The following is a 25,235-nucleotide window of genomic DNA, read 5'->3' on the forward strand; positions in this document are numbered from 1 at the left end:
ATGCACCTGATGATCCCCTTCGCCAGCTCGCTGGACCCTCATTTCGAGGGCGCCCTGCGCGAGCTGGAGCTGCCGAACCTGGGCCGCCTGCTCGGGTTGCTGGCCCCGGTGGAGGATGTCGGCGACGCCGACGAGACCGCCCCGCTCCCCCGCACGAACTCTTTCTGGCGCGCCGCCGCGGCGTCACCGACGACCCCCCCATCGCCGCGTGGCGCGTGCGCGCAGCGGGCCAGGATCCCGCCGGCGCCGCCTGGGCGCTGCTGACGCCCGCCCATTTCGCGATCGGCACCGAGGGCGTCACCGCGCTCGGCCCCGAGACGCTCGATCTGGACGATGCCGAATCGCGCGCCTTCCTCGATGCGCTGTCGACCGCGCTGTTCCCCGCCGCCGAAGGCTGGCGGACCGCGTGGCTGTCCAGCGGCGAATGGGCGATCGCGCATGACGATCTCGACGGCCTCGACGCCGCCAGCGCGGATCGCGTGCTCAACCGGGGCGTCGAGACCTGGTACCCGCGCGCCCGTCGCCTGCGCACGCTGCTCAACGAGGCGCAGATGCTGCTGCACGACCACCCGCTCAACCAGGCGCGCGAGCAACGCCGCCTGCGGCCGCTGAACGCCGTCTGGATCGGCGGCGGCGCGCGGGAGCGCGGTCATGCGCTGCCCGCCGACCTCCTGATCGACGACCGCCTGCGCGCGCCGATGCTGACCGGCGATCTCTACACCTGGAGCGAAGGCTGGAAGGCGCTGGACCAGGGGCCCATCGGGCAGGCGTTGAACGCCGCGCGCGCCGGCGGGCCGGTGGCGCTCACGCTGAGCGGCGAGCGTCTCGCGCGCACCTGGAGACGGCAGCCGGCCGGCACCTGGCAGCGGCTGAAGGAGAAATTCGCGTCGCCGAGCGCGTCCGTCGCCACGGCCATGGAGTCCCTGTGATCAGCCCCCGCCTCCTGACCCGCGACGTCCCGCCGGACTCCGCCCACGCGCTGCAGGAAGCCGGCTTCTCGCCGCTGCTGTCGCGCCTCTTCGCGGCACGCGGCGTGCTGTCGCGCGACGAAATCGATCCCGACCTGAAGCATCTGCTGCCGCCCGAGGGGCCGTTGGGCATGCTCGGCATCGACAAGGCCGCCGTACTGCTGGCCGACGCGATCACCGCGGGCGAGCGCATCTGCATCGTCGCGGACTACGACTGCGACGGCGCCACCGCCTGCGCGGTGATGCTGCGCGGCCTGGCGTTGCTGGGCGCGCAGCCGGGCACGGTCAGCTACGTGGTGCCCGACCGCGCAGTGCACGGTTACGGCCTGACGCCGACCATCGTCGAGCTGGCGCTGAAGCACGAGCCCCAGCTGCTGGTGACGGTCGACAACGGCATCGCCAGCCACGCCGGCGTGGCCTTCGCGCGCGCGCTGGGCCTGAAGGTCCTGGTCACGGACCATCACCTTCCCGCGGTCACCGCCGACGGCCAGCCGACCGTGCCCGACGCCGACGCGCTGGTGAATCCCAACCAGCCGGGCTGTCCCTTCCCCGGCAAGAGCCTGGCGGGCGTCGGCGTGGCGTTCTACGTACTGACGGTGCTGCGCGGCGAGCTGCGCCGCCGCGGCGCCTTCGGTGAGAACCCGCCGCCGCGGCTCGACGGCCTGCTCGACCTGGTCGCGCTGGGCACCGTCGCCGACGTGGTGAGACTCGACGCCAACAATCGCCGCCTGGTGGCGCAGGGCCTGCGGCGGATGCGCGCCGGCCGCATGCAGCCGGGCGTGCAGGCGCTGTTCACCGCGGCGAGCCGCGACGCCTCGCGCGCCAACAGTTTCGACCTCGGCTTCGCGCTCGGTCCCCGCATCAACGCCGCCGGTCGCCTGGACGACATGACGCTGGGCATCACCTGCCTGACGACGGACGACAGCGAGCAGGCGCTGGCCCTCGCGCGCGAGCTCGACCGCATCAACCGCGAGCGCCGCGAGATCGAGGCCGGCATGCAGGAACAGGCCCTCGCGCTGCTCGAGCGCCTGATGACGGACCCGCGCCTGAACGGCGCACCGCCGCCCGCGCTGGCGCTGTTCGACGCCGATTTCCACGAAGGCGTGGTCGGCATCGTGGCCTCGCGGATCAAGGACCGGCTGCACCGCCCGGTGTTCGTCTTCGCCGAGGGCGCGGACGGCCAGCTCAAGGGCTCGGGCCGATCGATCCCCGGCTTCCATCTGCGCGACGCGCTGGACCTCGTGTCCAAGCGCCATCCCGAGCTGCTGAAGAAATTCGGCGGCCATGCGATGGCGGCGGGCTGCACGCTGGGCCCAGGCGGCGTCGACGCCTTCCGCGCCGCCTTCGAGGACGTCGCCCGCGAATGGCTTGACGAGGCCTCGCTCACCCGCACGCTGCGCACCGACGGCCCGCTGCCGCCGGAGGCCTTCTGCGCGGAGACGGTCCAGGAGCTGGAGGCGCAGGTCTGGGGCCAGGCCTTCGAGGCGCCGCTGTTCTGCGACCGCGTGCAGGTCGTGAACCAGCGCATCGTCGGCGAGCGCCACCTCAAGCTGCGCCTGCGCCAGGGCGCCTGGATCCGCGACGCCATCTGGTTCGGCCACACCGAGCAGTTGCCCGAGCAGGTCACGCTGGCCTACCGGCTCAGCCTCGACGAGTTCCAGGGGCAGCAGCGTGTGCAGATGGTGGTGGAGGCGATGGCCGAGTAGTTCAGCCGAGCAACTGCTTGCGCACCCACTCCACGATCGCCGCCGCCGGCATCGCGCCGGACTCGCGCGCGACCTCCTGCCCGTCGAGGAACAACAGCATCGTGGGAATGCTGCGGATGCCGTAGCGCGCGCTCTGCTGCGGCGCGGCCTCGGTATCGAGCTTGACGAAGCGGACTTCCGGCAGCATCGCGGCGGCTTTCTCGAACTGAGGCGTCATCATCCGGCAGGGGCCGCACCACTCCGCCCAGCAATCGACGACGACCGGCAATTCGGTGCCGGCGATGAACTTGTCGAACACCTCCGGCGTGAGATCCAGGGCCTGCGCCTGCATGAGCGGCGTGCTGCAACGCCCGCAGTCGGGCGATTCGCTCAATCGCTCGCGCGGCACGCGGTTCTTCGCGCCGCAGGACGGGCAGACGATGTGAAGGCTGACGGCGGCGGAGTGATCGGTGTCCATGGCGGTCTCATGTCGAAGGATCCGGTGCAATGTACCGGCGGGCAAGCCATGTTCCCTGCTCCTCGCTCGCTCATCGACGCTGTGGGCCGCCCGGCGTCATGCGACCGAGGTACGGCGATTGCCACCCTTCCCTCAACGAGAACTCTGTTGAAGGAACCAAGATGGCTGCATACAAGGACGATGGGAAGCTGTGGGTGCTGGTGGCCGACGAGGGCGTGGCGCGTCTGCTGAAGCTGCCGGAGGAAGGCGGCGACCTGGAGGACGTCACGACGCTGAGCGACGCCGCCGCCCACGCGAACAACGCCGACCTGCGCCGCGATGCCGAAGGCCGTCGCGGCAACAACGTGACCTCGTCGGCGGGTGTCGACGAATCGCACCAGGAAGCCATCAGCTTTGCCGCGCGTGTGGCCAAGACGCTGGACGACGGCTACAACAACGGCGAGGTGACGCAGCTGCGCGTCGTCGCCGCGCCGCGCTTCCTCGGCCTGCTGCGCAAGGCGCTGAGCCCGCAGATCGCCAAGATCGTCATCGACGAGACCAACGTCGACGTCGTGCACGAGAGCCTGGGGGCGCTGACGACGCGGCTGTTCCCCGAGCGGGACTTCAGCAAGCAGAAGCCGTGAGGTCCTTCACACCTGACCCCTGCTGTAACAGTTTGTCAAATCGATGACATAGAGGCCACCCAGAATGGGGACACCACATGGCGCACCGTCCATCGTGGTGTCTCCGCATGCCGACCACCCATCTGCTTCCGCCCGACCCGCTCAGCATCGCCCTGTCCGCCATCATTCGCGACGGCGCGTTGGACATCCACTTCCAACCGCTGGTCGAGGTCGAGCGCGCGAACATCCTGGGCTACGAAGCGCTGACGCGCGGGCCCGCCGACACGCCGCTGCATTCGCCGCTGGTGCTGTTCGAGACCGCCGCTCGGCTGGGCCGCCTCGTCGAACTGGAACGGATCGTCGTGCGCCGCGCGCTGCGCCGCTTCAAGGAACTCAACCTCCCCGGCCAGTTGTTCCTCAACCTGACCGCCGACACGCTGCAGGCCACCAGCGACCGCGGCACGCTGATCGCGCGCGAGTTCGCGCAGCTCGACCTGCCCGCGTCGCGCGTGGTCATCGAGCTCACCGAGACGCGCCCCATCCTCGAGCCCGAGCGGCTGCAGGACGCCATGCGCAGCCTGCGCGAACTGGGCTTCGTCGTCGCACTGGATGACCTGGGCGAGGGCTTCGCCAGCCTGAAGCGCTGGATGGACATCCGGCCGGACTTCGTCAAGATCGACCGGCACTTCATCGACGGCATCGCGCAGGAACCGCTCAAGCAGCAGTTCGTGCGCTCGATCCTGGAGATGGCGGCCAGCTCCGGCTGCACCGTCGTCGCCGAAGGCCTCGAACAGCTGAGCGACCTCACCGTGCTGCGCCGCCTGGGCGTGCCGGTCTGCCAGGGCTACCTGCTCGCGCGTCCAAGCGCCGCGCCGCGCGCCGCCCTGCGGGCCGAGGTGGACGCGCTGCTCGCGCCCGAACACCGCCGCCGCAACGCCGACTGGATGCGGCTGCCGCCCGACGCGATCACGACCGCCGCGCAACTGGCCCGCCGCAGCCACACGGTCACGCCCAAGCTCAACTGCCAGACGGTCGCGGACATGTTCCAGCGTGACGAGCAGCTGTTCTCGATGCCGGTCCTGGACGACTCGAACCGCCCGATCGGCATCCTGCGGTCGCTGCAGGTGCTCAAGCGCAGCGCGGAGCGCTACTTCATGGACATCCATGAGAAGCGCTCCTGCACCGCGCTGATGGACCCTCAACCGCTGATCTTCGACGCCAGCACCTCGCTGCGCGAGATGAGCGACGCCATCTCCAGCCTCGACGACCGGCTGATGGTCGACGGCTTCATCGTCACCCGCAACGGCGAGTACTTCGGCACCGGCCGCAGCACCGACCTGCTCAAGGCCGTCTCCGACCTGCAGGTCCACAGCGCGCGCTACGCCAATCCGCTGACGCTGATGCCGGGCAACGTGCCGACCGACCAGCACCTCGACGCCTTGCTGCACGAGGGCCGCGAGTTCGTCGTCGTCGCCTGGGACATCGACCACTTCAAGCCGTTCAACGACGTCTACGGCTACGCCGCCGGCGACGACATCATCAAGCTCTGCGCGCAGATCCTGCAGGACGCCGCCGACCCCGCGGTGGACTTCGTCGGCCACATCGGCGGCGACGACTTCGTGATGGTGCTGGGTTCGCCCGACTGGACCGCCCGCGTCACCCGCGTCTGCCGCGAGTTCGACCGCCAGATCCGCCCCTTCTTCTCCGCCGAACACCAGGCGCTGGGCGGCTACGTGACGCTGAACCGGCAGAACCAGGAATCCTTCAATCCGCTGCCGACGCTGAGCGCCGGCGTGATCCAGGTGCAGCCCGGCGCCTTCGACAGCGTCCGCGCGCTGTCCGCCGCGCTCGCCGAACCCAAGCACGTCGCCAAGTGCGGCACCGGGCCGAGCCGCTATTTCGTCGACCGCCGCCGATCCAGCACCGGCGTCACGGACATGGCGCCGCTCCTAGAATCGGCGGGGTGAACACCCCTTCCCCCGTTTCGACGACGCCACCGGCTCCGCCGGCCTCTTCCGCCGCCAACGACGCGCCGCCGGCTCCCGCCGCCGTGCCCGGCGGCATCGGGCGGCCGGCGCTGCACGCGCAGACGAACGCGGATCTCCATTGCCACTCGACCGTCTCCGACGGCACGCTGGCGCCCGAGGCCCTGGCCGCGCGCGCCAAGGCCAACGGCGTCGAACTCTGGGCGCTGACGGACCACGACGAGGTCGGCGGCCAGTCGCGCGCGATGGCGGCGGCGAAGGCGGCCGGGCTGCCCTACCTGACCGGGGTCGAGATCTCGGTGACCTTCGCCGGCAAGGTCGTGCACATCGTGGGACTGGGCTTCGACCATGAAGACCCGCGCATGGCCGCCGGACTGCGCGCCACGCGTGGCGGCCGCGGCGCACGGGCGAAGGAGATGTCGGACGATCTGGCCAAGGCCGGCATCCATGGCGCCTATGAAGGCGCGCTCAAGTTCGCCGGCAATCCGGAGCTGATCTCCCGCACCCATTTCGCGCGCTTCCTGGTGGAGACCGGCCAGTGCTCGGACGTGCCCGAGGTCTTCCGCCGGTACCTCACCGAAGGCAAGCCCGGCTTCGTGCCGCACCGCTGGGCGGCGCTGCGCGACGCGATCGGCTGGATCGTCGACGCAGGCGGTCTGGCCGTGATCGCGCACCCGGGCCGCTACGGCTTCACGCCGACCGAGGAATACGCGCTGATCACCGAGTTCATCGCCCACGGCGGACGTGGCATCGAGGTCGTCACCGGCAGCCACACCGCGGCGGACATGATCCAGTACACCGACACGGCGCTCGAATTCGACCTGCTCGCGTCGCGGGGCTCCGACTTCCACAGTCCGGAGGAAAGCCGCGTCGACGTCGGCAAACTCGACCAGCACCTCTCCGGCCGGTTGAAACCGGTCTGGGACGCGCTCGAGCACCGCATCCACTGGCCGGACTGATCCTCGCGGATCGCGGCACCGGACGCTGCGGATGACGGCGGATCGTTTCGGATCGACCGGCATCCCGACCCCGCATCAACGGCATCATCCGCCGGCGCAGGCCGGCTCCATGATCGGCCCGCACGCCGATTGCCCCAGGTGAGGACCATGGCCCAGATCTTCGAAGTCCATCCCGACAACCCGCAGCCCCGCTTCCTGCGCCAGGCGGCGCAGATCCTGAGCCAGGGCGGCATCGGCGCGATCCCGACGGACTCCAGCTACGCGCTGGTCTGCCAGCTTGACGACAAGGCCGCCGCCGAGGCGCTGCGCCGCATCCGCGGCGTCGACGACAAGCATCACATGACGCTGCTGTGCCGCGACCTCAGCGAGCTCGGCAGCTACGCGCGCGTCGACAACAAACAGTACCGGATGATCAAGACGGCCACGCCGGGGCCGTTCACCTTCATCCTGGAGGCGACCAAGGAAGTGCCGCGGCGCCTGTCGCACCCATCGCGCCGCACCATCGGCCTGCGCGTGCCGGACCACCGTGTCACGCAGGACCTGCTGGCGCTGATCGGCGGTCCGCTGCTCGCCACGACGCTGATCCCGCCCGGGGAGCACGAGCCGGTCAACGACCCCGAAGAGATCACCGCACGCTACGACAAGCTGATCCAGCTGATCATCGACGCGGGCGCCTGCCCGATGAAGCCGACCACGGTGGTCGACCTGACGGCGGAGCCGCCGGTGCTCGTGCGCCGCGGCTGCGGCGATCCGGCCTGCCTGGGCCTGGAACTCGAAGAGGCTGACGCCGGCGAGTGACTCGCGAGGGGCGATACGCCCGTTCGAGGCTCCATGCAAAACGCCGGCACGAAGCCGGCGTTTTGCATGAAGAGGCCCTTGGCCTCGACGAAGCTCAGACCGCCGCGGTGATCACGATCTCGATCTTCCACTCGGGCTTGGCCAGCTTGGCCTCGACCGTCGCGCGCGGCGGCGTGTGGCCGGCCGGCACCCAGGCGTCCCAGGCGGCGTTCATGCCGGCCAGGTCCTTGACATCGGCGATGTAGAGCTGCGCGCGCAGGATCTTCGTCTTGTCGCTGCCGGCGCGGGCCAGCAGCTTGTCGATCATCGCCAGCACCTGCTCGGTCTGGCCCTTGACGTCGGCGGTGGCGTCCTCGGGGACCTGGCCGGCCAGGTAGACCACGCCGTTGTGGATGGCCATCTCGGAGAGACGCGGGCCGACGTCGAAGCGTTCGATGTTGCTCATTTGCTGTGCTGGTTGGGCTTGTTGGAAGGCTTGGAATTCGGCTTGGGGTCGCGCTGGGCATGGCCCTTGTGACCCCGCTTGTGCTCATGCCGGTGCGCGCGCGCCTCTTCGTGGCGATGTGACTTGGCGGCGGGCACATGCGGCACAGGGGCCGACTTCTGGCCGAGCTTGCTCTCGGTCCCTGCCATCAACTTCTTGATGTTGGGGGCATGGCGCCAGATCAGCAGCAGGCTCATCAGCGCGATGGCCGGCAGCTCGGGGCCGACATCCCAGATCAGCATCTGCAGCAGCGGCGCGGCGACGGCGGCGGCCAGCGACGCGAGCGACGAGTAGCGGAACACCGCCGCCATCACGATCCACACGCCCAGCACGGCCAGGCCGAGCCACGGATTGATCGCGAGCAGCACGCCGGCCGCGGTGGCCACGCCCTTGCCGCCGATGAACCTGAAGAACACCGGCCAAAGGTGGCCGACGAAGGCGGCCAGACCGACCAGCGCGGCGGTGCCCTCCTCCAGGCCGTACGGCGCGCCGAACCTCAGCACCAGCACGACGGGGATGTAGCCCTTGAGCGCGTCGAAGACCAGCGTCAGGATGGCGGCGGCCTTGTTGCCGGAGCGCAGCACGTTGGTGGCGCCCGGGTTGCCGCTGCCGTAGCTGCGCGGATCGGACAGGCCCATCAGCCGGCTGACGATCACCGCGAAGGACAGGGAGCCGATCAGATACCCGGCCAACACGGCCGACAAGGGGAACAGGACACTTTGCATGGGGCGCTATTCTGCCCCGGACTTCAGCGCGCACTCGACCGGACGGGCCTCGAGCAGCTCCGTCAAAACCCGGGGCTCGATGCTGATCAGGTAACCGCGGCGCCCGCCGTTGATCAGGATCCGGGGCAGCGCCAGCACCGTGGATTCGACGAATACGGGCATCGCCTTGCGCGTTCCGAACGGCGACGTGCCTCCGACGAGGTAGCCGCTGTGGCGCTGCGCGACGTCGGGCTTGCAGGGCTCGACCTTCTTGCAGGGGATCTGCCGGGCGAGTTCCTTCAGGCTGACGGTGCAGTCGCCGTGCATCAGCACGATCAGCGGCTGCGCCTTCTCGTCCTGCATCACCAGCGTCTTGACGACCTCGTGCTCGGGCACGCCGAGCTGCTTGGAGGACTCGCCGGTGCCGCCATGATCGACGTAGTCGTAGACATGTTCCCCGAACGCGACCTTGTGCTGGCGCAGCATCTGCGTCGCCAGCGTCTCGCTGACATGGGCGGATTTCTTGCTCATGGCGCGATTCTCCGCGCTGGCCGCGCCAGGTGCTTGTACGAGCTTGCTGCGCGCCGCACCTGCCGCACGTGCCGAGCGGGCGGCCGTCCCTGCGCAAGGCCTGCTGACAACCGATGGCAGCGCCCGCGCTACGCTCCGGCGCACTTCGTGTTCACCGGACCCTCATGACGGACGCCGCCTCGACCTCCAGCTACAACCTCAAGGACCTGATCGGCGAGACCGCGCTGCGATCGCTGGCGACCGTGTTCGCCGAAGCGGCCCCAGGCTTCCAGCGCAAGCGCTTCCTCGCCGTGGCGACCGAGGGACTCGAGCCGCTGTCGATCATGCAGCGTGTCCATCGCGTGGCGGAGGCACTCGACGCCGCGCTGCCCGGCAGTTTCGCGGCGAAGCTCGATGCCGTCGTCGCGGCAGCGCCGAAGACCGGCGGCGCGTTCATGAACATGGGGCTGTGCGACTTCGTCGCGAGCTACGGTTTGCACGATCCCGCCGCGTCGCTGAAGGCGCTCAAGCGGATGACCGGACACGGCACCGCCGAGTTCGCGATCCGCCCCTTCCTGCGCCAGGACCTGGCCGGCACGCTGAAGACGATGACGCGCTGGACCACCGACCGCGACGAGCATGTCCGCCGTCTCGCCAGCGAAGGCAGCCGGCCGCGGCTGCCGTGGTCGTTCCGGCTCGACGCGCTGGTCGCCGACCCGGCGCCGCTGGCGGAGGTCCTCCAGGCGCTGCGCACCGACGACAGCCTCTACGTGCGACGCTCCGTCGCCAACAACCTGAACGACATCACCAAGGACCATGCGGACTGGGTCTTCGCGCACGTCGCCGACTGGGATCTGACGGACGAACGCAGCGCGTGGATCGTCAAGCATGCGCTGCGCTCACGGATCAAGCAGGGTGACGCACGAGCGCTGAAGCTGATTGGCGCGAGCGAGGGCGCGCTGGCTGTCGTGGAGCGGCTCGCGATCGAGCCGTCCCGTGTGGCGCTCGGCGGCGAGGTCGAGATCGCTTTCGAGCTGCGATCGACCGCCGAGGCGAAGCAACGACTGGTCGTCGACTACGCCGTCCACTATGTGAAGAAGAACGGCCGCGCCTCGCCGAAGGTCTTCAAGCTGAAGACGGTGGAACTCGAAGCAGGCGCGTCGACGCCCATCCGCATCCGGCGCGCGCTGCGCAACTTCACCACGCGCACGCACTACGCGGGCACGCACGCGATCGAGGTGATGGTCAACGGCCAGAAGCTGGCCGGCGGTACGTTCGAGCTGATGATTGATTGATTGATCGATTGATCGGCTGACCGGCGCTCACTGCGCCGGATCGCGGATCTCCCATCGGATGCGGTCGATTCGGGCCAGCGTGTCGGCATCGAGGGTCCGGCCGAGCGCCGCGATGTTCTCGTCCAGCTGCGCCGCCGTCGTGACGCCGATCAGCGTGCTCGCCGTCTGCCAGCGCGAGCTCACCCACGCGATCGCCAACGTCGACGGCGTCATCCCCAGTTCCGCAGCCAACGCGTTGTAGCGCCGCGCCGCGGCCAGCGTCTCCGGCCGTGCCCAGCGCTGCTTCTTCATGCTCTCGAAGATCGCCAGCCGGCCTGGCTTGGCAGGATCGGCCAAGCCGTGCTGGTCGTACTTCCCCGTCAGCGAGCCGAAGCCCAGCGGCGAGTACGCCAGCAACCCGACCTGATGCCGGTACAGCGCCTCGTCGAGACCGTTCTCGACGATGCGGTTCACCAGGCTGTAGGCGTTCTGCACGCTGACGATGCGCGGCAATCCGTGCTGCGCGGCCAGATGCACGAATTCGCCGACGCCGTAGGCCGTCTCGTTGGACAGGCCGATGTGGCGGATCTTCCCGGCGCGCTGCAACTGCGCGAGCGCCTCCAGCTGTTCATGGATGGACGCGACCGGCTTGTCCTTCGCCGGCTCGAAGTAGACCCCGCCGAACATCGGCACATGCCGCGCCGGCCAGTGGATCTGGAACAGGTCGATGGTCTCGAGCTGCAACCGCTTCAGGCTGTCCTCGCAGGCCTGCACGATCTGCGCGCCGGTCAGGTCCAGGCTGCCGTCGCGGATCCAGTCATAACCGCGCGAGGGACCCGCGACCTTGGTCGCGACGACGACCCGCTCGCGCATCCCGGGCCGTGCCTTCAGCCAGCGACCGATGATCTCCTCGGTCCGGCCGAAGGTGTCGGCGCGCGCAGGCACCGGGTACATCTCGGCGATGTCGAGCAGGGTGATGCCGGCGGCGACCGCGCGATCGAGCAGCGCGTGGCTGCCGGCCTCGTCGACCTGCTCGCCGAAGGTCATCGTGCCCAGGCCGATGCGGCTGACCGAGAGGTCGGACTGTCCAAGGGTGACGCGTTCCATCTTGTTCTCCATGACATGCGCGGCGTGATCGCAGACCGGCGCGCCGGCCATCGTCGATGACCGGTGCGCTCAGGAACCGCGCGCCGCAATCGGCCAGTGTGCATGAGGCGGCCCGCCGCCGCCGGAGGTCGGCGCGATGGCCGGGCGATCGGCGCGCGGGCCCCGGCGCATGCCTTTACGCGGCAAGTCATTGCGCCAAGGAAATTATTGTTTTACAGTAATTTCTTGCCACCCGACGGTAAGACCATGAGCGACACGACCTTCCCCGCCAGCCTGCGGCGCATCCGCTGGATCGCCCACTGCGTGCGCGCGATGGCGCTGCTCGCGATGGCGGTGGTGGTGGGTTTCCACGCGATGTTCTGGCCCAACCGCGGCCTGGTGGAGCGCACCGCGCGCAAGGACTGGTGCCTGGACTGCCCGATGCAGTTCGATGCTGTCTCACGGGCCTGGGGCCTGGCGGTCAACCTGCCGCAGGCGCTGCTGACGCTGTTCGCGCTGCTGTGCCTGTGGCGCCTGTTCGGTGCCTATCTGCGCGGCGAGGTCTTCACCGACGGCGCGACGCGTCATCTGCGGCGCCTCGGTCAGTCGGTGACGGCGATGGCGCTCGTGATGCCGCTGACCGACACGGTCACCATCCTGGCGCTGACGCTCGGCAACCCGCCGGGACAACGGATGCTCTCCGTCCACCTCGGCAGCCAGCACTACGTCGTGCTGCTGCTCGGCCTGGTGCTGACCGCGATGGCGATGGTGATGCGCGAGGCCCAGCGCATGGCGCAGGAGAACGCCGAGTTCGTCTGAGCGGACCGGCCCAGGAATCCCGCCCATGCCCATCGTCGTCCGACTCGACGTGATGCTCGCGCAGCGCAAGATGCGCTCGAAGGAGCTGGCCGAGGCCATCGGCATCACCGAGGCCAACCTCTCGCTGCTGAAGTCCGGCAAGGTGCGCGGGGTGCGCTTCGACACGCTGTCGCGGATCTGCGCCGTGCTGCAGTGCCAGCCCGGCGATCTGCTCGCCTGGGAGCCGGGCGACGAACCCGAGGACGGAGGACCCGATGGCGGCGCTTGATCCAGCGGCTTCGCGTAGCGGGGTTGCTTCGCCTGGCCCGGGTGCGTCGAAGCGACGCGTCGGTCCGCGCGCGCTCGCGCTCGGCGCGGTGCTGCTCCTGCACGTCGCGCTGATCGCTTGGCTGCAGCATGCCTGGCACCGGGCCGAGACGCACCGCGAGCAGCGCAGCTCGACCGTCCGGATGGTGACGATCCAGTTGCCGCCGCTGTCAAAGCCTGCCCCGGCAAAGACACACACGACGAAGACGACGACGACGGCCCGATCTCCCGAGCGTCGAGCAAGTCCTGACCCCCAGGTGCCGCCTCCCGGCGACGCTCCGTCGACGCGTCCGTCGGCCCGCGTCCAGTCGCCCCGGCCCGACGTCGATCGCCACGAGGAAGAGCCCCGTTCCACCGTCGTGATCGCCGCGCCCGCGCCGGCCTCCTCGAGCGCGTCCGGTCCGAGCGGCCGGGACCTGATGTACGGCGCCGCGACGCAGCGCGCGGTCCGTCAGGGGACGCAGGGCCAGCCGCTGCTGGCCGAGCGGGCCGACAACGCCAGCCTCGCGCCCGACCGGGTCGACGCGTCGACGAAGCTCGGCAACGAGATGATGAAGGGCGCCACCGGCGACTGCCTGAAGGGCGAGTTCGCCGGCGCCGGCGCGGGCCTGCTCAGCCTGCCGTTCTGGGTGCTCGCCGAGGCGCGCGGCAAATGCCGGCGATGAGCCCGGTCACGGGCGCGCAGGCGCAGGCACCGGCACAGGCGCACGCGATCGTTGAAACCCCGATGCGGGACAGAGGCCTCGTCAACCCGCACCGGCCGCACACCGTTCAGCGCAGATCGCATCCGCGACACCCGTCTTGCGACACAGGGAGAGAGTTGAAGTGAAGCCCCAGCAGTTCACCCGCGCGGCGCGCCGCGCTCCGGTCGTCGCGCTCGCCGTCGCCGTGATGAGCCTTCTCGCCGCCTGCGATCCGGTCGCCGCGGCGACCGCCGCGGAAACGGTCTCGGCGGTCCCGGCGGCTCCGGCGTTGCCGACAAGCCCGGCCGCCTCGTCGGCCGCCGCCTCCGGCGCGATTGCCCTCCCCGCGGTCCAGAGCGACATGAAGCGCGGCGCGTCCTTCCCCTACAAGCGGCTCAACGAGTTGCTGCAGAAGCTGCGCACCGAGGGCGAAGGCCTGTTCGTGAGCCGCTTCGTGCTGACCGACGCGAAGGACAACACCAAGCCGCCGCCGGCCGGCACCAAGCTCGCGCTGATGAGCGACGACGACTACATCCCCATCCCCGTCGACGACCAGGGGCGCTTCGACCTGCCGACCTTCTCCGAGCAGCGGGTCAAGGACATGGACTTCGGCACCAACGTGCCCAAGGGCGACCTGGGCGTGCGGCTGAGCATCGACCTCGCGACGCCGCCCGAGATGCTGGACATGGGCACGGTCCGCCGCATCGTGTCGGTCGGCCAGCGGCTGCGGACCGAGCTGCTGCCCTGGTACGTGCGCTGGATGTTCCCGCAGATCGACGGCGTCATCGTCTGCAGCGACCAGCCGCAATGGACCCTCGACTGGATGGAGGGCGGCCAGCACCTGCGCCTGCCGCTGCCGTCCGAGGCGAAGCAGCGCGAGCCGGAGACACCCAAGGACAAGCCGTCCCGCGCCTGCACCGTGCTGACGGGCCAGGAGCAATGGCCCGATGCGGCGCTGCTGCAGCCGCAGCCGGGCGCCAACACCAAGCTCTACGTCAAGCTGCGCAACACGCGCGCGAGTTGAGCGGCCGGTGCAGTCAACGGATCAGACAACGCGTCCCGTCGCCCGGTCCGCTTCCAGCTGCCGCAGCACGCGGCGCTGCACCTTGCCCGTGGTCGTCATCGGCAGCGCGTCGAGGAACTCGATCTCCTTCGGATACTCGTAAGGCGCCAGCCGCTGCTTGACGAAGGCCTGCAGCTCCGCGATCAATGCGCCCGACGGCTGCCGCCCCGGCGCCAGCACGACGAAGGCCTTGACCAGCGCGCCACGCTCCGCATCCGGCTTGGGCACGACGGCCGCGTTGGCGACGGCGTCGTGTCGCACCAGGCAGTTCTCGATCTCGCCCGGTCCGATGCGATAGCCCGCGACCTTGAACTGGTCGTCGGCACGCCCCTGGTACCAGAGATAGCCGTCCTCGTCGGCACGGGCGAGGTCGCCGGTGCGGCACCAGCTGTCCGCCGGATCGCCGGTGAACTTCGCGGCCGTGGCCGCTTCGTTACCCCAGTAGCCGAGGAAGAAGATCGGATCCGGCGCGCCGTGCGCGTCGCGACGATGGACAGCCACTTCGCCGATCTCGCCGTGGGGGCAGACCTGACCCTCGTCGTCGATGACGGCGACGCGATGACCCGGATAGGCACGACCCATGCTGCCGGGCTTGGCCGGCCACAGCCTCGCGCAGTTGCCGACGACGTAGTTGATCTCGGTCTGGCCGAACATCTCGTTGATCGTGACGCCGAGTTCGCGCTGCCCCCACTCGAAGACGGCATCGCCGACGGCTTCCCCGGCGCTCATGACGGCCTGCAGCTGCAGCGTGTAGCGCCCGGCGGGATGCGGCACGGCCTTCATCATCGCCTTCAGCGCGGTCGGGAACAGGAAGGTGTGGCTGACGCGATAGTGCTGCATCAGCTCGAAGGCCTTCTCCGGCGAGAAGCGGCCCTGGTAGCCGAGGATGGGCCGGCCGAAGCACAACGACGGCAGCAGCGCGTCCATCAGGCCGCCGGTCCAGGCCCAGTCGGCGGGACTCCAGAACACGGCCTCGCTGCGCACCGTCGGATCGTGCGGATGGAAGCCGAACCAGTTCTGGCTCGCGATGAAACCGGTGAGGTTGCCCAGCAGCGCGCGCTGCGGCAGCAACGCGCCCTTGGGCGCGCCGGTCGTGCCGCTGGTGTAGATCAGGATCGCGGGATCCTCGGCCGCGTTGTCGCGCGCGGCGAAGCGCGCGTCCTCGGGCTGCAGCGCGGCCATCCAGCCGATCTCGCCCTCCCGGGCATCGGACTCGCCGACGACCAGCACGTGGCGCAGCGCCGGGGACGACGCGCGCACCGAGCGCAGCGCCTCGAGCGCGCCGCCTTCGACGATGGCGACCTTGGCCTCGCTGTCCTTGAGCCGGTACTCGAGCGCATCGGGGCCGAAGAGCATCGACAGCGGCATCGCGACCGCGCCGAGCTGGTTGATCGCGATGTGCGCGACGGCGGTCTCGAAGCGCTGCGGCAGCACGATCGCGACGCGGTCGCCGGCCTCGACGCCCAGGCGCCTCAGCGCGTTGGACAAGCGGTTGGCCGCGCGTTGCAGTTGACCGAAGGAGTACTGCGCGCGGCATCCGCTGTCGCTGTCGAACAGGATGGCCGGCGCATCGGGCGTCTCGCGGGCCCAGCGGCCGCAGCAGAGCTCGGCGATCGCGAGCCGCTCGGGCACCTGCCAGCGGAAGGCGCCGTGGACCAGCGCATAGGCGTCGGGCGCGGCCCGCGTCGCCGCGGGGGCGCGGTGATGCCGTCGGCCGGGCCGGCGTCCTTGGCGGTCTTGCCGGTCATCGGGTCTCCATCCTGGTCTGGCACAAGAGCGTGGATGCTAGCGAGCGGGTCCTGGGCGGTCTTCATGGAAAGCCCGTAGCGCCATGTCGGTGCCTGGCGTGAACGGCGATGCCCGCGAGAGGTGCATGGGCGGACGGTGGGCGATCCGCATATCGATATCCGGATCGTGCCTCCTACACTGGTCCGCATGACGCTCAAGATCCTGCACAACCCCCGCTGCTCCAAGTCGCGCGAGGCGCTCGCGCTGCTGGAGTCCCGTGGCCTCCATCCCGAGGTCGTCGAGTACCTCGAGACGCCGCTGACGCTGCCCGAGCTGCAGACGCTGCACCAGCAGCTCGGCACGCCGGTGCGCGCGATGGTGCGCGACAACGAGGACGACTATCGCGAGCTGGATCTGGCGGACACGTCGCTCACCGACACGCAGCTGCTGCAGGCGGTCGCGGACCGTCCGAAGCTGCTGCAGCGGGCGATCGTCGTGCAAGGCGAGCGCGCGCTGATCGCGCGTCCGCCGGAGTTGCTGAACGACTGGCTGAAGTGATCGGCCGGGGCTGGGTCAGCCGGTGATCTTGCCGGCAGCCTCAGTCCCCTCGCTTGCTGCTTTCGGATTCGTAGAGCGCCTCCACCGGGTTCGCCGCCTCTGCCCACTTCAGCAGTGGGCTGAAGGATCGTGCGTCCTCGCGGCGGGGCCCGAACTGAACGAGGTCCCGTGAGAAGGACGGCGGGTCGGAGAGAGGATTGCGGCATTCCGCGTTCATCACCACCTTCTCGCCTCGCACGACCGAGAGCCGGCCATCACTCGTGCAAGTGCCCCCTGAGCATTCAGTCATCAGATAGCGCACGTTGCCGCGGTCGAACCAGACTTGATTGATCCGGGCGCGTGGATCGATCTGCTGCGAAAACGCAGAGAACGTCTTGCCGTTGTCGGGTGCTGCGGTGTATTCGAGTTCGACCTTCTCGGCGGTGCCAAATCGATAGGTCAACGCCCGCACCTCACCACTTGCTGGAGCGGCGCACAGGGAAGCCGACTTCTCTCCGATCAGACAGTGGTACTTGACGGTTTCGTCAGGCCGGCAAAGAGCGTCCGGCGACGCCGTCGCTGCGAACGGCGCAAACAATACCGCCGCAAGTCCGCAGAGGCCGATTGACTGCTTCACAGGACTGCTCCGATGGAATCTCTCAACCACTGAAATGGTCAGCCCTTGAACCGCGCCAGCGCATCGCCGGCCAGACGGCACAGCCGCCAGTCCGGCATGATCGTCGCGCCCATCTTTTCGTAGAAGCGGATGGCGTTCTCGTTCCAGTCGAGCACGCACCATTCGAAACGGCCGTAGTCGCGCTCGATCGCGATCTGCGCCAGGCGCGTCAGCATGCGCTTGCCCAGGCCCGCGCCGCGATGCGCGGGCTGCACGTAGAGGTCCTCGAGGTACATCCCCGGCTTGCCGAGGAAGGTCGAGAAGTTGGTGAAGGTCAGCGCGAAGGCGACGACGGTGCCGCTCTCGTGCTCGGCGACCATGGCCTCGCAGACGGGGCGCTCGCCGAAGAGATGCGGGAGCAGCTTTTCCGGCGTCACGTCCATCAGGTGCGTGAGGTGCTCGAAGTCGGCGAGCTCGCCGATCAGGCCGACGATGGCGGTCAGATCGTCTGGGCGCGCGGGGCGCAGCATGTAGGTATCGGGCGTGGCGGTCATTCGAACCCGGCTGGCCGGCTCAGTGACAAAGGCTCGGAGCGTACACGGTGTGCTGGCTAGCGCCGCCCTCTGATCGATAAACTCCAACAGCCCGCCCGAACGGCTTCCCCATCCCTCCATGCGCGAGTTCTTCCTCTCTTCAACCTTGCCCATCCCAGTCACCGAACTCGACCGCGTGCTGGATCAGCGGCGGGAGCCGAAAGGCGCAGGTCAATGGCCCGGAACCCGCACGGTCCGTAAGCGCAGCTTGCTGTTGAGCAGTTGGTCCCACGAGCGCAAGGTGTCGCCCGTGCCCGGCGGTTGCAAGCTCGAGGATGCCGTCCGCTTCGAACCGCGTTTCGGCTTCCTCGCCGCGTGGCAGAAGGCGTCCTACCTCATGAGGTTGCTTCGGTTGCATCAGTCGCTTCGAAGCGCGCACGGCGAGATCAAAGGGGACTGAACCGCTACACGCTCAAGCGCGAACAGGTCTGATCCTTGTCTCCATGGCGAAAGCGCCGATGAGCGCGCGGCACTACAGTCGCGCTCCATGAGCACCGCACCGAGTTCCTCGCCCTCGTCCGAGTACACCGTCCGCCGTCCGCATCGCAGCGGATTCCTGACGCTGCGCGGCCTGCGCCACCACGTGTTGCGCTGGGGTCCGAGCCCGACGGGCAGCGGCCGCTGCTCGTGATGGTCCACGGGTGGATGGACGTCGGCGCCTCGTTCCAGTTCATGGTCGACGCGTTCCGCGAGGATCGCAGCGTCGTCGCCATCGACTGGCGCGGCTTCGGGCTCACCGATTCCAACGGCGGCGACGCGTACTGGTTCCCGGACTACCTCGGCGATCTGGACGCGCTGCTCGACGCCGTCAGCCCGGATGCGCCCGTGGACCTGCTCGGCCACAGCATGGGCGGCAACATCGCGATGACCTATGCGGGCGTACGCCCGCAGCAGCTGCGCAAGCTCGTGAACCTCGAAGGCTTCGGTCTGCCGGACACGACGCCCGACATGGCGCCGGCGCGGCTCGAGAGCTGGCTCGACGAGCTCAAGGCGCCGCAGAGCCTCAAGACCTACGACAGCGTCGACGGCGTCGCCCAGCGGCTGATGAAGACGAATCCGCGGCTCTCCGCCGACAAGGCCGCGTGGCTCGCGCCGCATTGGTCGCGCCAGGGCGACGACGGGCGCTGGCACATCCTCGGCGACCCCGCGCACAAGCGGACCAATCCGGTGCTCTACAAGAAGGCCGAGGCCCTCGCCTGCTGGTCGCGCATCGCGGCGCCGACGCTGTGGGTCGAGGGCAGCGAGACCCAGCTCTCGCAGTGGTGGGGCGACCGCTATCCGCGCGAGGACTTCGAGACCCGGCTCAGCGTCGTCAAGGACCTGCGGCGCATCACGCTCCAGCAGGCCGCGCACATGATGCATCACGACCAGCCGGAGGCGCTGGCGCGGGCGGTGCAGGAGTTCCTGGGGTCGACCTGAAGCGCCCGGAAGTCGGACGCCCGCGGCCTCAGGCAACCACTCGGGCCGGACCGCCGCGATAGCGCCAGAACGTCGGCAGCAGGAAGCCGGTGGCCACCACGCCGACCACGCAGATCACTCCGCCGACCCAGATCGCGCTGAACACGCCGATCGCGTCCGCGCTGAAGCCGGCGCGCGCATTCCCGATCAGCGGACCGGCCAGGTAGCTGATCATCTCGATGCCGGCCAGCCGGCCGCGCAGGTGGTTGGGGATCGTCTCGTTCCAGATCGTGCCGCGGAAGACCCCGCTCACCATGTCGGCGGCGCCCGCGACCGCCAGGCAGACCATGGCCCACCAGAGTCCGGGCGCGAATCCCAGCGCCACCGTCCCCGCCGCCCAGACGGCGGCGGCCACGACGACGGCGCGGCCGTGCCGCGTCACCCGCCCGGTCCATCCGCTGAAGGTGGCAACGACCAACGCGCCGATCGACATCGAGGACAGCAGCCAGCCGACCGACTCCGTCTGGCCGTAGGCCTGCGCCATCGCCGGAAACAGCGCCACCGGGAACGCGAACGCCATGGCGACGTTGTCGACGATGTAGGTCCCCAGCAGCTCCGGCTTGCTGCGGGCGTAGCGCACGCCTTCCGCCAGATCCGCCAGCAGGTGCGGCGTCTCCAGCCCGCGCTTCGCATCGTCCACGAGCGCTCGCGGCAACCGTGCCAGCAAGGCCATCGACAGCACGAACGAGGCGCAGTCGAACACGTAGGCCCACACGGCGCCGCCCGCCGCCAGCAGCACGCCGGCGAGGGCGGGACCCGCCACCATGCCGAAGGTGCCCCTCAACGACGACAGCGCGGCCACGGCCGCGTATTCATCGGGCCGCGCCGCCTTCTGCGTCAGCGCCTCCAGCGCGGGACGATGGAAACCGCTGGCCCCTTGCAGCAGGGCCACCAGCAGGTAGATCGCCACGACGCTCGGCACCTCCGCGTGCGCGTTGAGCAGCAGCCCGGACACGCACAAGGCCATCACGGCCTCGGACCCGATCAGCAGGCGCTTGCGATCGACCCGGTCCGCCACCGCGCCTCCCAGCAGCCCGCAGATCACCACCGGTCCGAGTTGCGCCAGGCCCAGCAGCCCGACCTGCATGTTGGAGCCCGTCAGCTGGTACAGCTGCCAGGGCACGGCCACGTAGCTGACCATGGTGCCCAGCGCGGAAAAGAACTGGCTGAGGAACAGCAGGCGGAAGGCCGGGTTGCGGCGAAGGGGACCGATGTCGATGAGCATGGGGGTCGACGTGACGCGGATGGGCGCGGATGAAAAGGGGAACGTCGACGGTAGCCGGCGCTTCGTCGATGCGACGTCGACGCCATGACAACTTCTGTCGATCGACGGACAGGATCGCAAAGGAGCCGCGCGCTAACGGAAGTATCTGGACGGCGTGGTCCCGAACATCGCGTGGAAGGCCGCCACGAAACTCGAGGTGGACTCATAACCGACCTGCTGCGCCACCTCGGTGACGGTCTCGCCGTCGGCCAGCAGTTCGATCGCCGCGAGCATCCGCTTGCGCAGACGCCACGCGCCGAAGGACATCCCCGTCTCCTCGACGAACACCCGCATCAGCGTCCGGGCGCTGGCGCCCACCCGACCGGCGAGCACGTCGGCCGACTCCCGGTTCCCCGGCTCGGCCGCGAGCAGATCCGCCACCTTGCGGGCGCGCCGGTCCTTCGGGAGCGGCACGTCGACGCGCGCCTCCGTCGCGGGCACGGCCTCATCCAGCAGCACGCCCGCCAACCGGGCCTGGGCCGCATCCGCCTCGTCGCCGTGGTCCCGCGTCGCGCATTTCAGGATGATCTCCCGCAGCAGCGGGGACACCTCGACGAGCAGGCACTCCGCGCCCGGCGGCAGCGCATGGACCTCGGGACTGACGTACATCAGCTTGATCTCGGCCGTCCGCTTCACTGTCAGCGCGTGCTGAACGCCGGCCGCGATCCACAGCGCCCGGCTCGTCGGGAGGACCCAGGAAGCGGTCCGCGTCTCGACGTGAACCACGCCGTCCGACGCGTAGATGAGCTGATGCCGATCGTGGGCGTGGAAGCCGAGGCCGCCAGGTTTCCACCGCTCCGACAGCCCGACGACGTGCGCGACGGCGAAGGCCTTGCGCACGGCCGGACTGAGTTGGCGATTGATCGACATGGGACGTCATCCTATCGATATCCGGACGACGGACCGGTCGCTACGCTGAAGCCCAGGCCTGCTTCCACGACTCGTCACCCCGGAATCCCGACATGCAACGACCCCAGCGTCCCCCTGACCACCCTTCCCGCGCTGTGCGCGCTCTGCGCCGTCCTGGCGGCCTTCTCCCCGCCGGGTACCGCCGCGACCATCGGCTCGCGCGCCGTGATTCCCGACGGCGTGGATGTCTACGAGCACGTCCGCCCGGACGCCGACCACGTGCGTCGCGAAGTCATGATCCCGATGCGCGACGGCACGCGGCTCTTCACGGTGATCCTGATGCGCAAGGGCACGTCGAACGCGCCGCTGCTGCTGTCGAGGACACCCTACGACGCGAAGTCCACGACGAACCGGCTGCCGAGCCAGCGCCTCGCGGATCTCGTGCCGGTCGCCGACATCGAGTTCGTCGACGACGGCTACATCCGCGTGCTGCAGGACATCCGCGGGACCCATCGCTCGGAGGGCGATTTCGTGATGACGCGGCCGATCGCCGGCCCGCTGAACGACTCGGGCGTCGACGAGTCCACCGACGCCTACGACACCATCGACTGGCTGGTCCGCCATGTCCCCGAGAGCAACGGCAAGGTCGGCGTGATCGGGAGCAGCTACCTCGGCTTCACGACGCTGATGGCCGAGATCGATCCGCACCCGGCACTGAAGGCGGCCGTCGCGATGAGTCCCCAGGTCGACGCCTGGATCGGTGACGATTACTTCCACAACGGCGCGTTCCGCGTCGGCAGCCTCGACTACGTCGTCTCGCAGAGCACCGGGAAAGGGGCCGCCGGCGCCGCCATCGCGCGCGGCACGGGCGACGACTTCACGGCCTACCTCGAAGCCGGATCCAGCGGCGACTTCGCGCGTCGCTGGGGCGTCGACCGATTCCCCTATGCCCGCAAGCTGATGGAGAACCCGGCCTACACGGCGTTCTGGTCGTCGCAGGCCGTGGACCGCTGGCTGGCGCTGCGGCCGCTGACCGTGCCCACGATGCTGGTGGTCGGGCAGTGGGACCAGGAGGACAGCTACGGTGCCACCGCGGTCTACCGCGCGCTCGCACCGAAGGATGTCCGCCACGACATGGTGTCGCTCGTCATCGGCCCGTGGCGCCATTCGGGCGTCAACCACTACGGCCACGACCTCGGGCCGTTGACCTTCGCCGGCGACACGGCGCTGCAGTTCCGGACGGAGACGATGAAACCCTTCCTCGACCGGCATCTCAAGGGCGTCGACGGCCCGCGGACGCCGCCCGTGCTGAGCTACGCGACGGGCATCCATCGGTGGCAGGCCTCGGACCGGTGGCCGGTGGGCCGGCTGACGCCGCTGTTCCTCGACGGGCAGTTCACCGCGAGCTTCGATCGGCCCGAGCGCGAGGGTCACGACGACTACGTCTCGGATCCCGCCCGCCCCATCCCCTTCGTCGCACGTCCGGTGCGCCTCAAGGCATCGACCCCGCAATGGCGGACCTGGCTCGTGCAGGACCAGCGCTTCGTCTCGGATCGCCCCGACGTCCTGTCCTACCGCACCGCCCCGCTGCGCCAGTCCGTCCAGATCATGGGCGCGCCGGAGGTCAGCCTCTTCGCGGCGACGTCCGGCACCGACAGCGACTGGGTCGTGAAGCTGATCGACGTCTATCCGGACGAGGCGCCGGAAGGCGCGGACCAGGGCGCCAAGCCGACGATGGCCGGTTATGAACTGCCCATCGGCATCGAGATCTTCCGCGGTCGCTACGTCCACGGCTTCGCGACGCCGGCGCCGCTGACGCCGGGCCAGGCGGAGCACTACCGCTTCGCGCTGCCGAACGTCAACCACGTGTTCCTGCCCGGCCACCGGATCATGGTGCAGGTGCAGTCCAGCCTCTTCCCGGTGTACGACCGCAACCCGCAGACCTACGTCGGCAACATCTTCAACGCCGCGCCACAGGACTACCGGCCGGCGACGCAGCAGATCCACCGGGGCGGCGCGAAGGCCAGCGCCCTGCTGCTGCCGATCGTCGGCGGCTCAGACGCCGTCCGATGACGGACCGGCCACCACCGCCGCCTGATACGCCGCGACGAACTCCGGCGGCATCCGCTTCGGACGGCCGCCGCTGATCTCGATGCAGACCAGGTCCCAGCGACCGCGCATCAGCGTCTGGCCGTCGCTCGCCCGGCGCAGTTGGAAGCGGCGTTCCATCGCGAGCTTGCCGTCGCCGGACGTCAGCCAGGTGCCCAGCACTAGCGCCTCGCCTTCGAAGGACGGCAGCAGGTAGTCGTAGCCGCCGTGGCGGATCGCCATCGCGCGGTCCAGCCGGCGGTAGTCCTCCAGGTCCAGCCCCAGCGCCACCGAGTGCGACCACGCCACCTGCTCGCACCACTTCACGTAGACCGCGTTGTTGGTGTGGTTCAGGCCATCGATGTCCGCCGGTTGGGGGCTCACGGCCAGCCGGTGGGGGGACGGGTGGTCCCAGCCGCTGGACAGCGGATCGACGGGGTCCTGGATCGCTTCGCTCATCGGGGGGCGCTCATCTGGGGGTGGGTTCCGTGGGATTTCCGACGCTGCTGCTCGGGGAGCGACAGGGTAGCGCCACGAGGCAGGCAGAATGCCGCCCTTTTCCGGCGTCGTCCGTCGCCCGTGCGACCTGCGCGACAGCCGCACATTCCAGAGCATTCCGAACATCGCGCCGACAGGGCCCCGCCCTGCCGGCTCCGCCTCCCCGCCGTCCGCTGCCCGTCCCCATGAACATCATCGTCACCGAAGAACTCAAGGCCTACATCGATCCCCTGACCGAGGACGAACACGCCGCGCTCGAGCGCAGCATCCTCGCCGAGGGCTGCCGCGACGCGCTGGTGCTCTGGGGGGACATCCTCGTCGACGGCCACAACCGTCACGGCATCTGCACCAAGCACGGCATCCCCTTCCAGACGGTCCAGAACACCCGCTTCAAGTCGATGGAAGACGTCCACTTGTGGATGATCGACCAGCACCTGGGTCGCCGCAGCGTCTCCGACTTCCAGCGCGGCGTGCTCGCCCTGCGCAAGAAGGAGATCATGGAAGCGCGCCGGCTGGCTGTGCTCAACGATCCGGCCCCGGAAGCCCCGGCCGCCGACGCGAGTGCCACGCCGGTGCCCGACGCCCCGCCGCTGAAGAGCCGTGAAGCGATCGCGCGCGCCGCGCGCATCAGCAGCGCGACCGTCACGCAGATCGAGAAGATCCAGAAGGCCGCCGCCCCCGAGCTCGTCGCCGCCGTGCGGTCGGGCGAGGTGTCGATCAGCGCCGCTGCCGTCATCTCCGACCTGCCCGCCGAGGAGCAGGCCGCCGCCGCCGCCGGCGGCAAGAAGGAACTGCGCCAGGCCGCCAAGCGCGTGCGCGAGTCCAAGGTCGGCAAGAAGGCCGCGGGCGACGCGGTCTCCGAAGTGGCGGTCGCCCTGCTGGACGTGCCGACGAACGAGGACGGTGAGCTCGAAGCCGATCCGGCAGTCGCCCTGCTGCGCGCTCAGGTCGGCGCGCTGCAGGACGAGAACGTCAAGCTGCGCGCGCAAGTCGCGGAGCTGCAGGCGCAGCTTGCCGCCGCGAAGCAGGACGCGTCGCCGTTCTGAGCCTTTGACCCCGCCGTCGGCAGAAGCCGGGGTGGGGTCTCCTCATACGTCTCGCAGGCTCCACAAATCGTCGACCCCACCCCGGCTTCCGCCGCCTCGAACCGAGCCCCCGCACGAGACATCGTGAGAGTCCTCGGTAGCAAATCCGTGGAAG

The 25,235-nt window shown here is 69.6% G+C and carries 27 protein-coding genes and 1 pseudogene; 17 read left to right on the forward strand and 11 right to left on the reverse strand.

What is annotated here, in order from left to right:
- The 3 genes from ACQ86G_RS00195 to recJ are packed head-to-tail and all read left to right on the forward strand — an operon-like array spanning position 1 to position 2,674.
- Positions 1-264, forward strand: coding sequence for a hypothetical protein (locus tag ACQ86G_RS00195; RefSeq protein ID WP_431258780.1), 264 nt, complete (start codon positions 1-3; stop codon positions 262-264).
- On the forward strand, positions 216-929 hold the full coding sequence (locus tag ACQ86G_RS00200) for a hypothetical protein (RefSeq protein WP_431258781.1): 714 nt from the start codon (positions 216-218) through the stop codon (positions 927-929). Before ACQ86G_RS00195 ends, ACQ86G_RS00200 begins: the two co-directional genes overlap by 49 nt.
- Positions 926-2,674 carry a single-stranded-DNA-specific exonuclease RecJ gene (gene recJ, locus ACQ86G_RS00205; RefSeq protein ID WP_431258782.1) on the forward strand — a complete coding sequence of 583 codons (1,749 nt, stop codon included), beginning with the start codon at positions 926-928 and terminating at the stop codon, positions 2,672-2,674. Before ACQ86G_RS00200 ends, recJ begins: the two co-directional genes overlap by 4 nt.
- Before the next feature lies 1 nt (position 2,675).
- On the opposite strand, the gene trxC is transcribed toward recJ, so the two are convergent.
- Complete coding sequence (gene trxC / locus ACQ86G_RS00210; RefSeq protein ID WP_431258783.1) at positions 2,676-3,131, reverse strand: thioredoxin TrxC; 456 nt, start codon at positions 3,129-3,131, stop codon at positions 2,676-2,678.
- Positions 3,132-3,292: 161 nt separating this feature from the next.
- Between trxC and ACQ86G_RS00215 the strand changes: the two genes are divergently transcribed.
- From ACQ86G_RS00215 to ACQ86G_RS00230, 4 genes are all read left to right on the forward strand, one after another.
- Entirely contained in the window at positions 3,293-3,754 is a 462-nt protein-coding gene (locus tag ACQ86G_RS00215; protein WP_431258784.1) for a host attachment protein, read from the forward strand.
- 107 nt (positions 3,755-3,861) lie between these two features.
- Positions 3,862-5,700, forward strand: coding sequence for a bifunctional diguanylate cyclase/phosphodiesterase (locus ACQ86G_RS00220; protein ID WP_431258785.1), 1,839 nt, complete (start codon positions 3,862-3,864; stop codon positions 5,698-5,700).
- A 110-nt stretch (positions 5,701-5,810) separates the two neighbouring features.
- On the forward strand, positions 5,811-6,677 hold the full coding sequence (locus ACQ86G_RS00225; RefSeq protein WP_431261538.1) for a 3',5'-nucleoside bisphosphate phosphatase: 867 nt from the start codon (positions 5,811-5,813) through the stop codon (positions 6,675-6,677).
- 147 nt (positions 6,678-6,824) lie between these two features.
- Positions 6,825-7,475, forward strand: coding sequence for an L-threonylcarbamoyladenylate synthase (locus ACQ86G_RS00230; protein ID WP_431258786.1), 651 nt, complete (start codon positions 6,825-6,827; stop codon positions 7,473-7,475).
- A 94-nt stretch (positions 7,476-7,569) separates the two neighbouring features.
- Here the strand turns inward: ACQ86G_RS00230 and ACQ86G_RS00235 are convergent, their stop codons facing one another.
- Genes ACQ86G_RS00235 through ACQ86G_RS00245 form a run of 3 tightly spaced genes read right to left on the reverse strand, consistent with a single transcriptional unit; the run spans position 7,570 to position 9,194 of the window.
- Positions 7,570-7,920, reverse strand: coding sequence for a RidA family protein (locus tag ACQ86G_RS00235; RefSeq protein ID WP_377156888.1), 351 nt, complete (start codon positions 7,918-7,920; stop codon positions 7,570-7,572).
- Positions 7,917-8,684: a glycerol-3-phosphate 1-O-acyltransferase PlsY gene (gene plsY / locus ACQ86G_RS00240; RefSeq protein ID WP_431258787.1), complete on the reverse strand. Its 768-nt coding sequence runs from the start codon at positions 8,682-8,684 to the stop codon at positions 7,917-7,919. The genes ACQ86G_RS00235 and plsY overlap by 4 nt, the downstream gene beginning before the upstream one ends.
- A gap of 6 nt (positions 8,685-8,690) precedes the next feature.
- Entirely contained in the window at positions 8,691-9,194 is a 504-nt protein-coding gene (locus ACQ86G_RS00245; protein ID WP_431258788.1) for an aminoacyl-tRNA deacylase, read from the reverse strand.
- Positions 9,195-9,358: 164 nt separating this feature from the next.
- Here ACQ86G_RS00245 and ACQ86G_RS00250 point away from each other — a divergent pair, with 164 nt between their 5' ends.
- Positions 9,359-10,468, forward strand: coding sequence for a DNA alkylation repair protein (locus ACQ86G_RS00250; protein ID WP_431258789.1), 1,110 nt, complete (start codon positions 9,359-9,361; stop codon positions 10,466-10,468).
- Between the two features lie 27 nt (positions 10,469-10,495).
- Here the strand turns inward: ACQ86G_RS00250 and ACQ86G_RS00255 are convergent, their stop codons facing one another.
- Positions 10,496-11,554, reverse strand: coding sequence for an aldo/keto reductase (locus ACQ86G_RS00255; protein WP_431258790.1), 1,059 nt, complete (start codon positions 11,552-11,554; stop codon positions 10,496-10,498).
- A 246-nt stretch (positions 11,555-11,800) separates the two neighbouring features.
- Between ACQ86G_RS00255 and ACQ86G_RS00260 the strand changes: the two genes are divergently transcribed.
- The 4 genes from ACQ86G_RS00260 to ACQ86G_RS00275 all read left to right on the forward strand — a co-directional run bounded on the left by ACQ86G_RS00260 (position 11,801) and on the right by ACQ86G_RS00275 (position 14,365).
- Positions 11,801-12,352: a DUF2975 domain-containing protein gene (locus tag ACQ86G_RS00260; protein ID WP_431258791.1), complete on the forward strand. Its 552-nt coding sequence runs from the start codon at positions 11,801-11,803 to the stop codon at positions 12,350-12,352.
- 25 nt (positions 12,353-12,377) lie between these two features.
- Positions 12,378-12,620: a helix-turn-helix domain-containing protein gene (locus tag ACQ86G_RS00265; protein WP_431258792.1), complete on the forward strand. Its 243-nt coding sequence runs from the start codon at positions 12,378-12,380 to the stop codon at positions 12,618-12,620.
- Between the two features lie 88 nt (positions 12,621-12,708).
- The gene (locus tag ACQ86G_RS00270; RefSeq protein WP_431258793.1) at positions 12,709-13,323 is read left to right on the forward strand and encodes a hypothetical protein; all 615 of its coding nucleotides are present in this window, start codon (positions 12,709-12,711) and stop codon (positions 13,321-13,323) included.
- 160 nt (positions 13,324-13,483) lie between these two features.
- A complete protein-coding gene (locus tag ACQ86G_RS00275; RefSeq protein ID WP_431258794.1) occupies positions 13,484-14,365 on the forward strand; it encodes a hypothetical protein in 882 nt (293 codons plus the stop codon).
- A 21-nt stretch (positions 14,366-14,386) separates the two neighbouring features.
- On the opposite strand, the gene ACQ86G_RS00280 is transcribed toward ACQ86G_RS00275, so the two are convergent.
- On the reverse strand, positions 14,387-16,063 hold the full coding sequence (locus tag ACQ86G_RS00280) for an acyl-CoA synthetase (RefSeq protein WP_431261539.1): 1,677 nt from the start codon (positions 16,061-16,063) through the stop codon (positions 14,387-14,389).
- A 276-nt stretch (positions 16,064-16,339) separates the two neighbouring features.
- On the opposite strand from ACQ86G_RS00280, the gene arsC reads away from it, so the two are divergent.
- Positions 16,340-16,690 (forward strand): arsenate reductase (glutaredoxin), encoded by a 351-nt coding sequence (gene arsC, locus ACQ86G_RS00285; RefSeq protein ID WP_431258795.1) that lies wholly within the window; start codon positions 16,340-16,342, stop codon positions 16,688-16,690.
- Between the two features lie 40 nt (positions 16,691-16,730).
- On the opposite strand, the gene ACQ86G_RS00290 is transcribed toward arsC, so the two are convergent.
- Both ACQ86G_RS00290 and ACQ86G_RS00295 read right to left on the reverse strand, forming a co-directional pair.
- Entirely contained in the window at positions 16,731-17,306 is a 576-nt protein-coding gene (locus tag ACQ86G_RS00290; protein ID WP_431258796.1) for a hypothetical protein, read from the reverse strand.
- 38 nt (positions 17,307-17,344) lie between these two features.
- Positions 17,345-17,839 carry a GNAT family N-acetyltransferase gene (locus ACQ86G_RS00295; RefSeq protein WP_431258797.1) on the reverse strand — a complete coding sequence of 165 codons (495 nt, stop codon included), beginning with the start codon at positions 17,837-17,839 and terminating at the stop codon, positions 17,345-17,347.
- Positions 17,840-17,957: 118 nt separating this feature from the next.
- Between ACQ86G_RS00295 and ACQ86G_RS00300 the strand changes: the two genes are divergently transcribed.
- Together ACQ86G_RS00300 and ACQ86G_RS00305 are read left to right on the forward strand one after the other, a co-directional pair.
- Positions 17,958-18,278 (forward strand): hypothetical protein, encoded by a 321-nt coding sequence (locus tag ACQ86G_RS00300; RefSeq protein ID WP_431258798.1) that lies wholly within the window; start codon positions 17,958-17,960, stop codon positions 18,276-18,278.
- Positions 18,279-18,365: 87 nt separating this feature from the next.
- Positions 18,366-19,297, forward strand: a pseudogene (locus ACQ86G_RS00305) (alpha/beta fold hydrolase).
- Between the two features lie 28 nt (positions 19,298-19,325).
- Here the strand turns inward: ACQ86G_RS00305 and ACQ86G_RS00310 are convergent.
- Together ACQ86G_RS00310 and ACQ86G_RS00315 are read right to left on the reverse strand one after the other, a co-directional pair.
- A complete protein-coding gene (locus ACQ86G_RS00310) occupies positions 19,326-20,561 on the reverse strand; it encodes an MFS transporter (RefSeq protein ID WP_431258799.1) in 1,236 nt (411 codons plus the stop codon).
- A gap of 132 nt (positions 20,562-20,693) precedes the next feature.
- Positions 20,694-21,470, reverse strand: a complete 777-nt coding sequence (locus tag ACQ86G_RS00315) for an AraC family transcriptional regulator (protein ID WP_431258800.1) — start codon at positions 21,468-21,470, stop codon at positions 20,694-20,696.
- A gap of 204 nt (positions 21,471-21,674) precedes the next feature.
- Here ACQ86G_RS00315 and ACQ86G_RS00320 point away from each other — a divergent pair, with 204 nt between their 5' ends.
- Positions 21,675-23,522: a CocE/NonD family hydrolase gene (locus ACQ86G_RS00320; protein ID WP_431258801.1), complete on the forward strand. Its 1,848-nt coding sequence runs from the start codon at positions 21,675-21,677 to the stop codon at positions 23,520-23,522.
- Here ACQ86G_RS00320 and ACQ86G_RS00325 read toward each other — a convergent pair.
- Complete coding sequence (locus tag ACQ86G_RS00325; protein ID WP_431258802.1) at positions 23,505-23,996, reverse strand: acyl-CoA thioesterase; 492 nt, start codon at positions 23,994-23,996, stop codon at positions 23,505-23,507. The two genes, ACQ86G_RS00320 and ACQ86G_RS00325, sit on opposite strands and share 18 nt — an antisense overlap.
- Before the next feature lie 224 nt (positions 23,997-24,220).
- Between ACQ86G_RS00325 and ACQ86G_RS00330 the strand changes: the two genes are divergently transcribed.
- Entirely contained in the window at positions 24,221-25,081 is an 861-nt protein-coding gene (locus ACQ86G_RS00330; protein WP_431258803.1) for a plasmid replication/partition related protein, read from the forward strand.
- Positions 25,082-25,235: the final 154 nt, after the last annotated feature.

The sequence above is a fragment of the Roseateles chitinivorans genome, from assembly GCF_050632145.1.
Lineage (GTDB): Bacteria > Pseudomonadota > Gammaproteobacteria > Burkholderiales > Burkholderiaceae_C > Roseateles > Roseateles chitinivorans_B.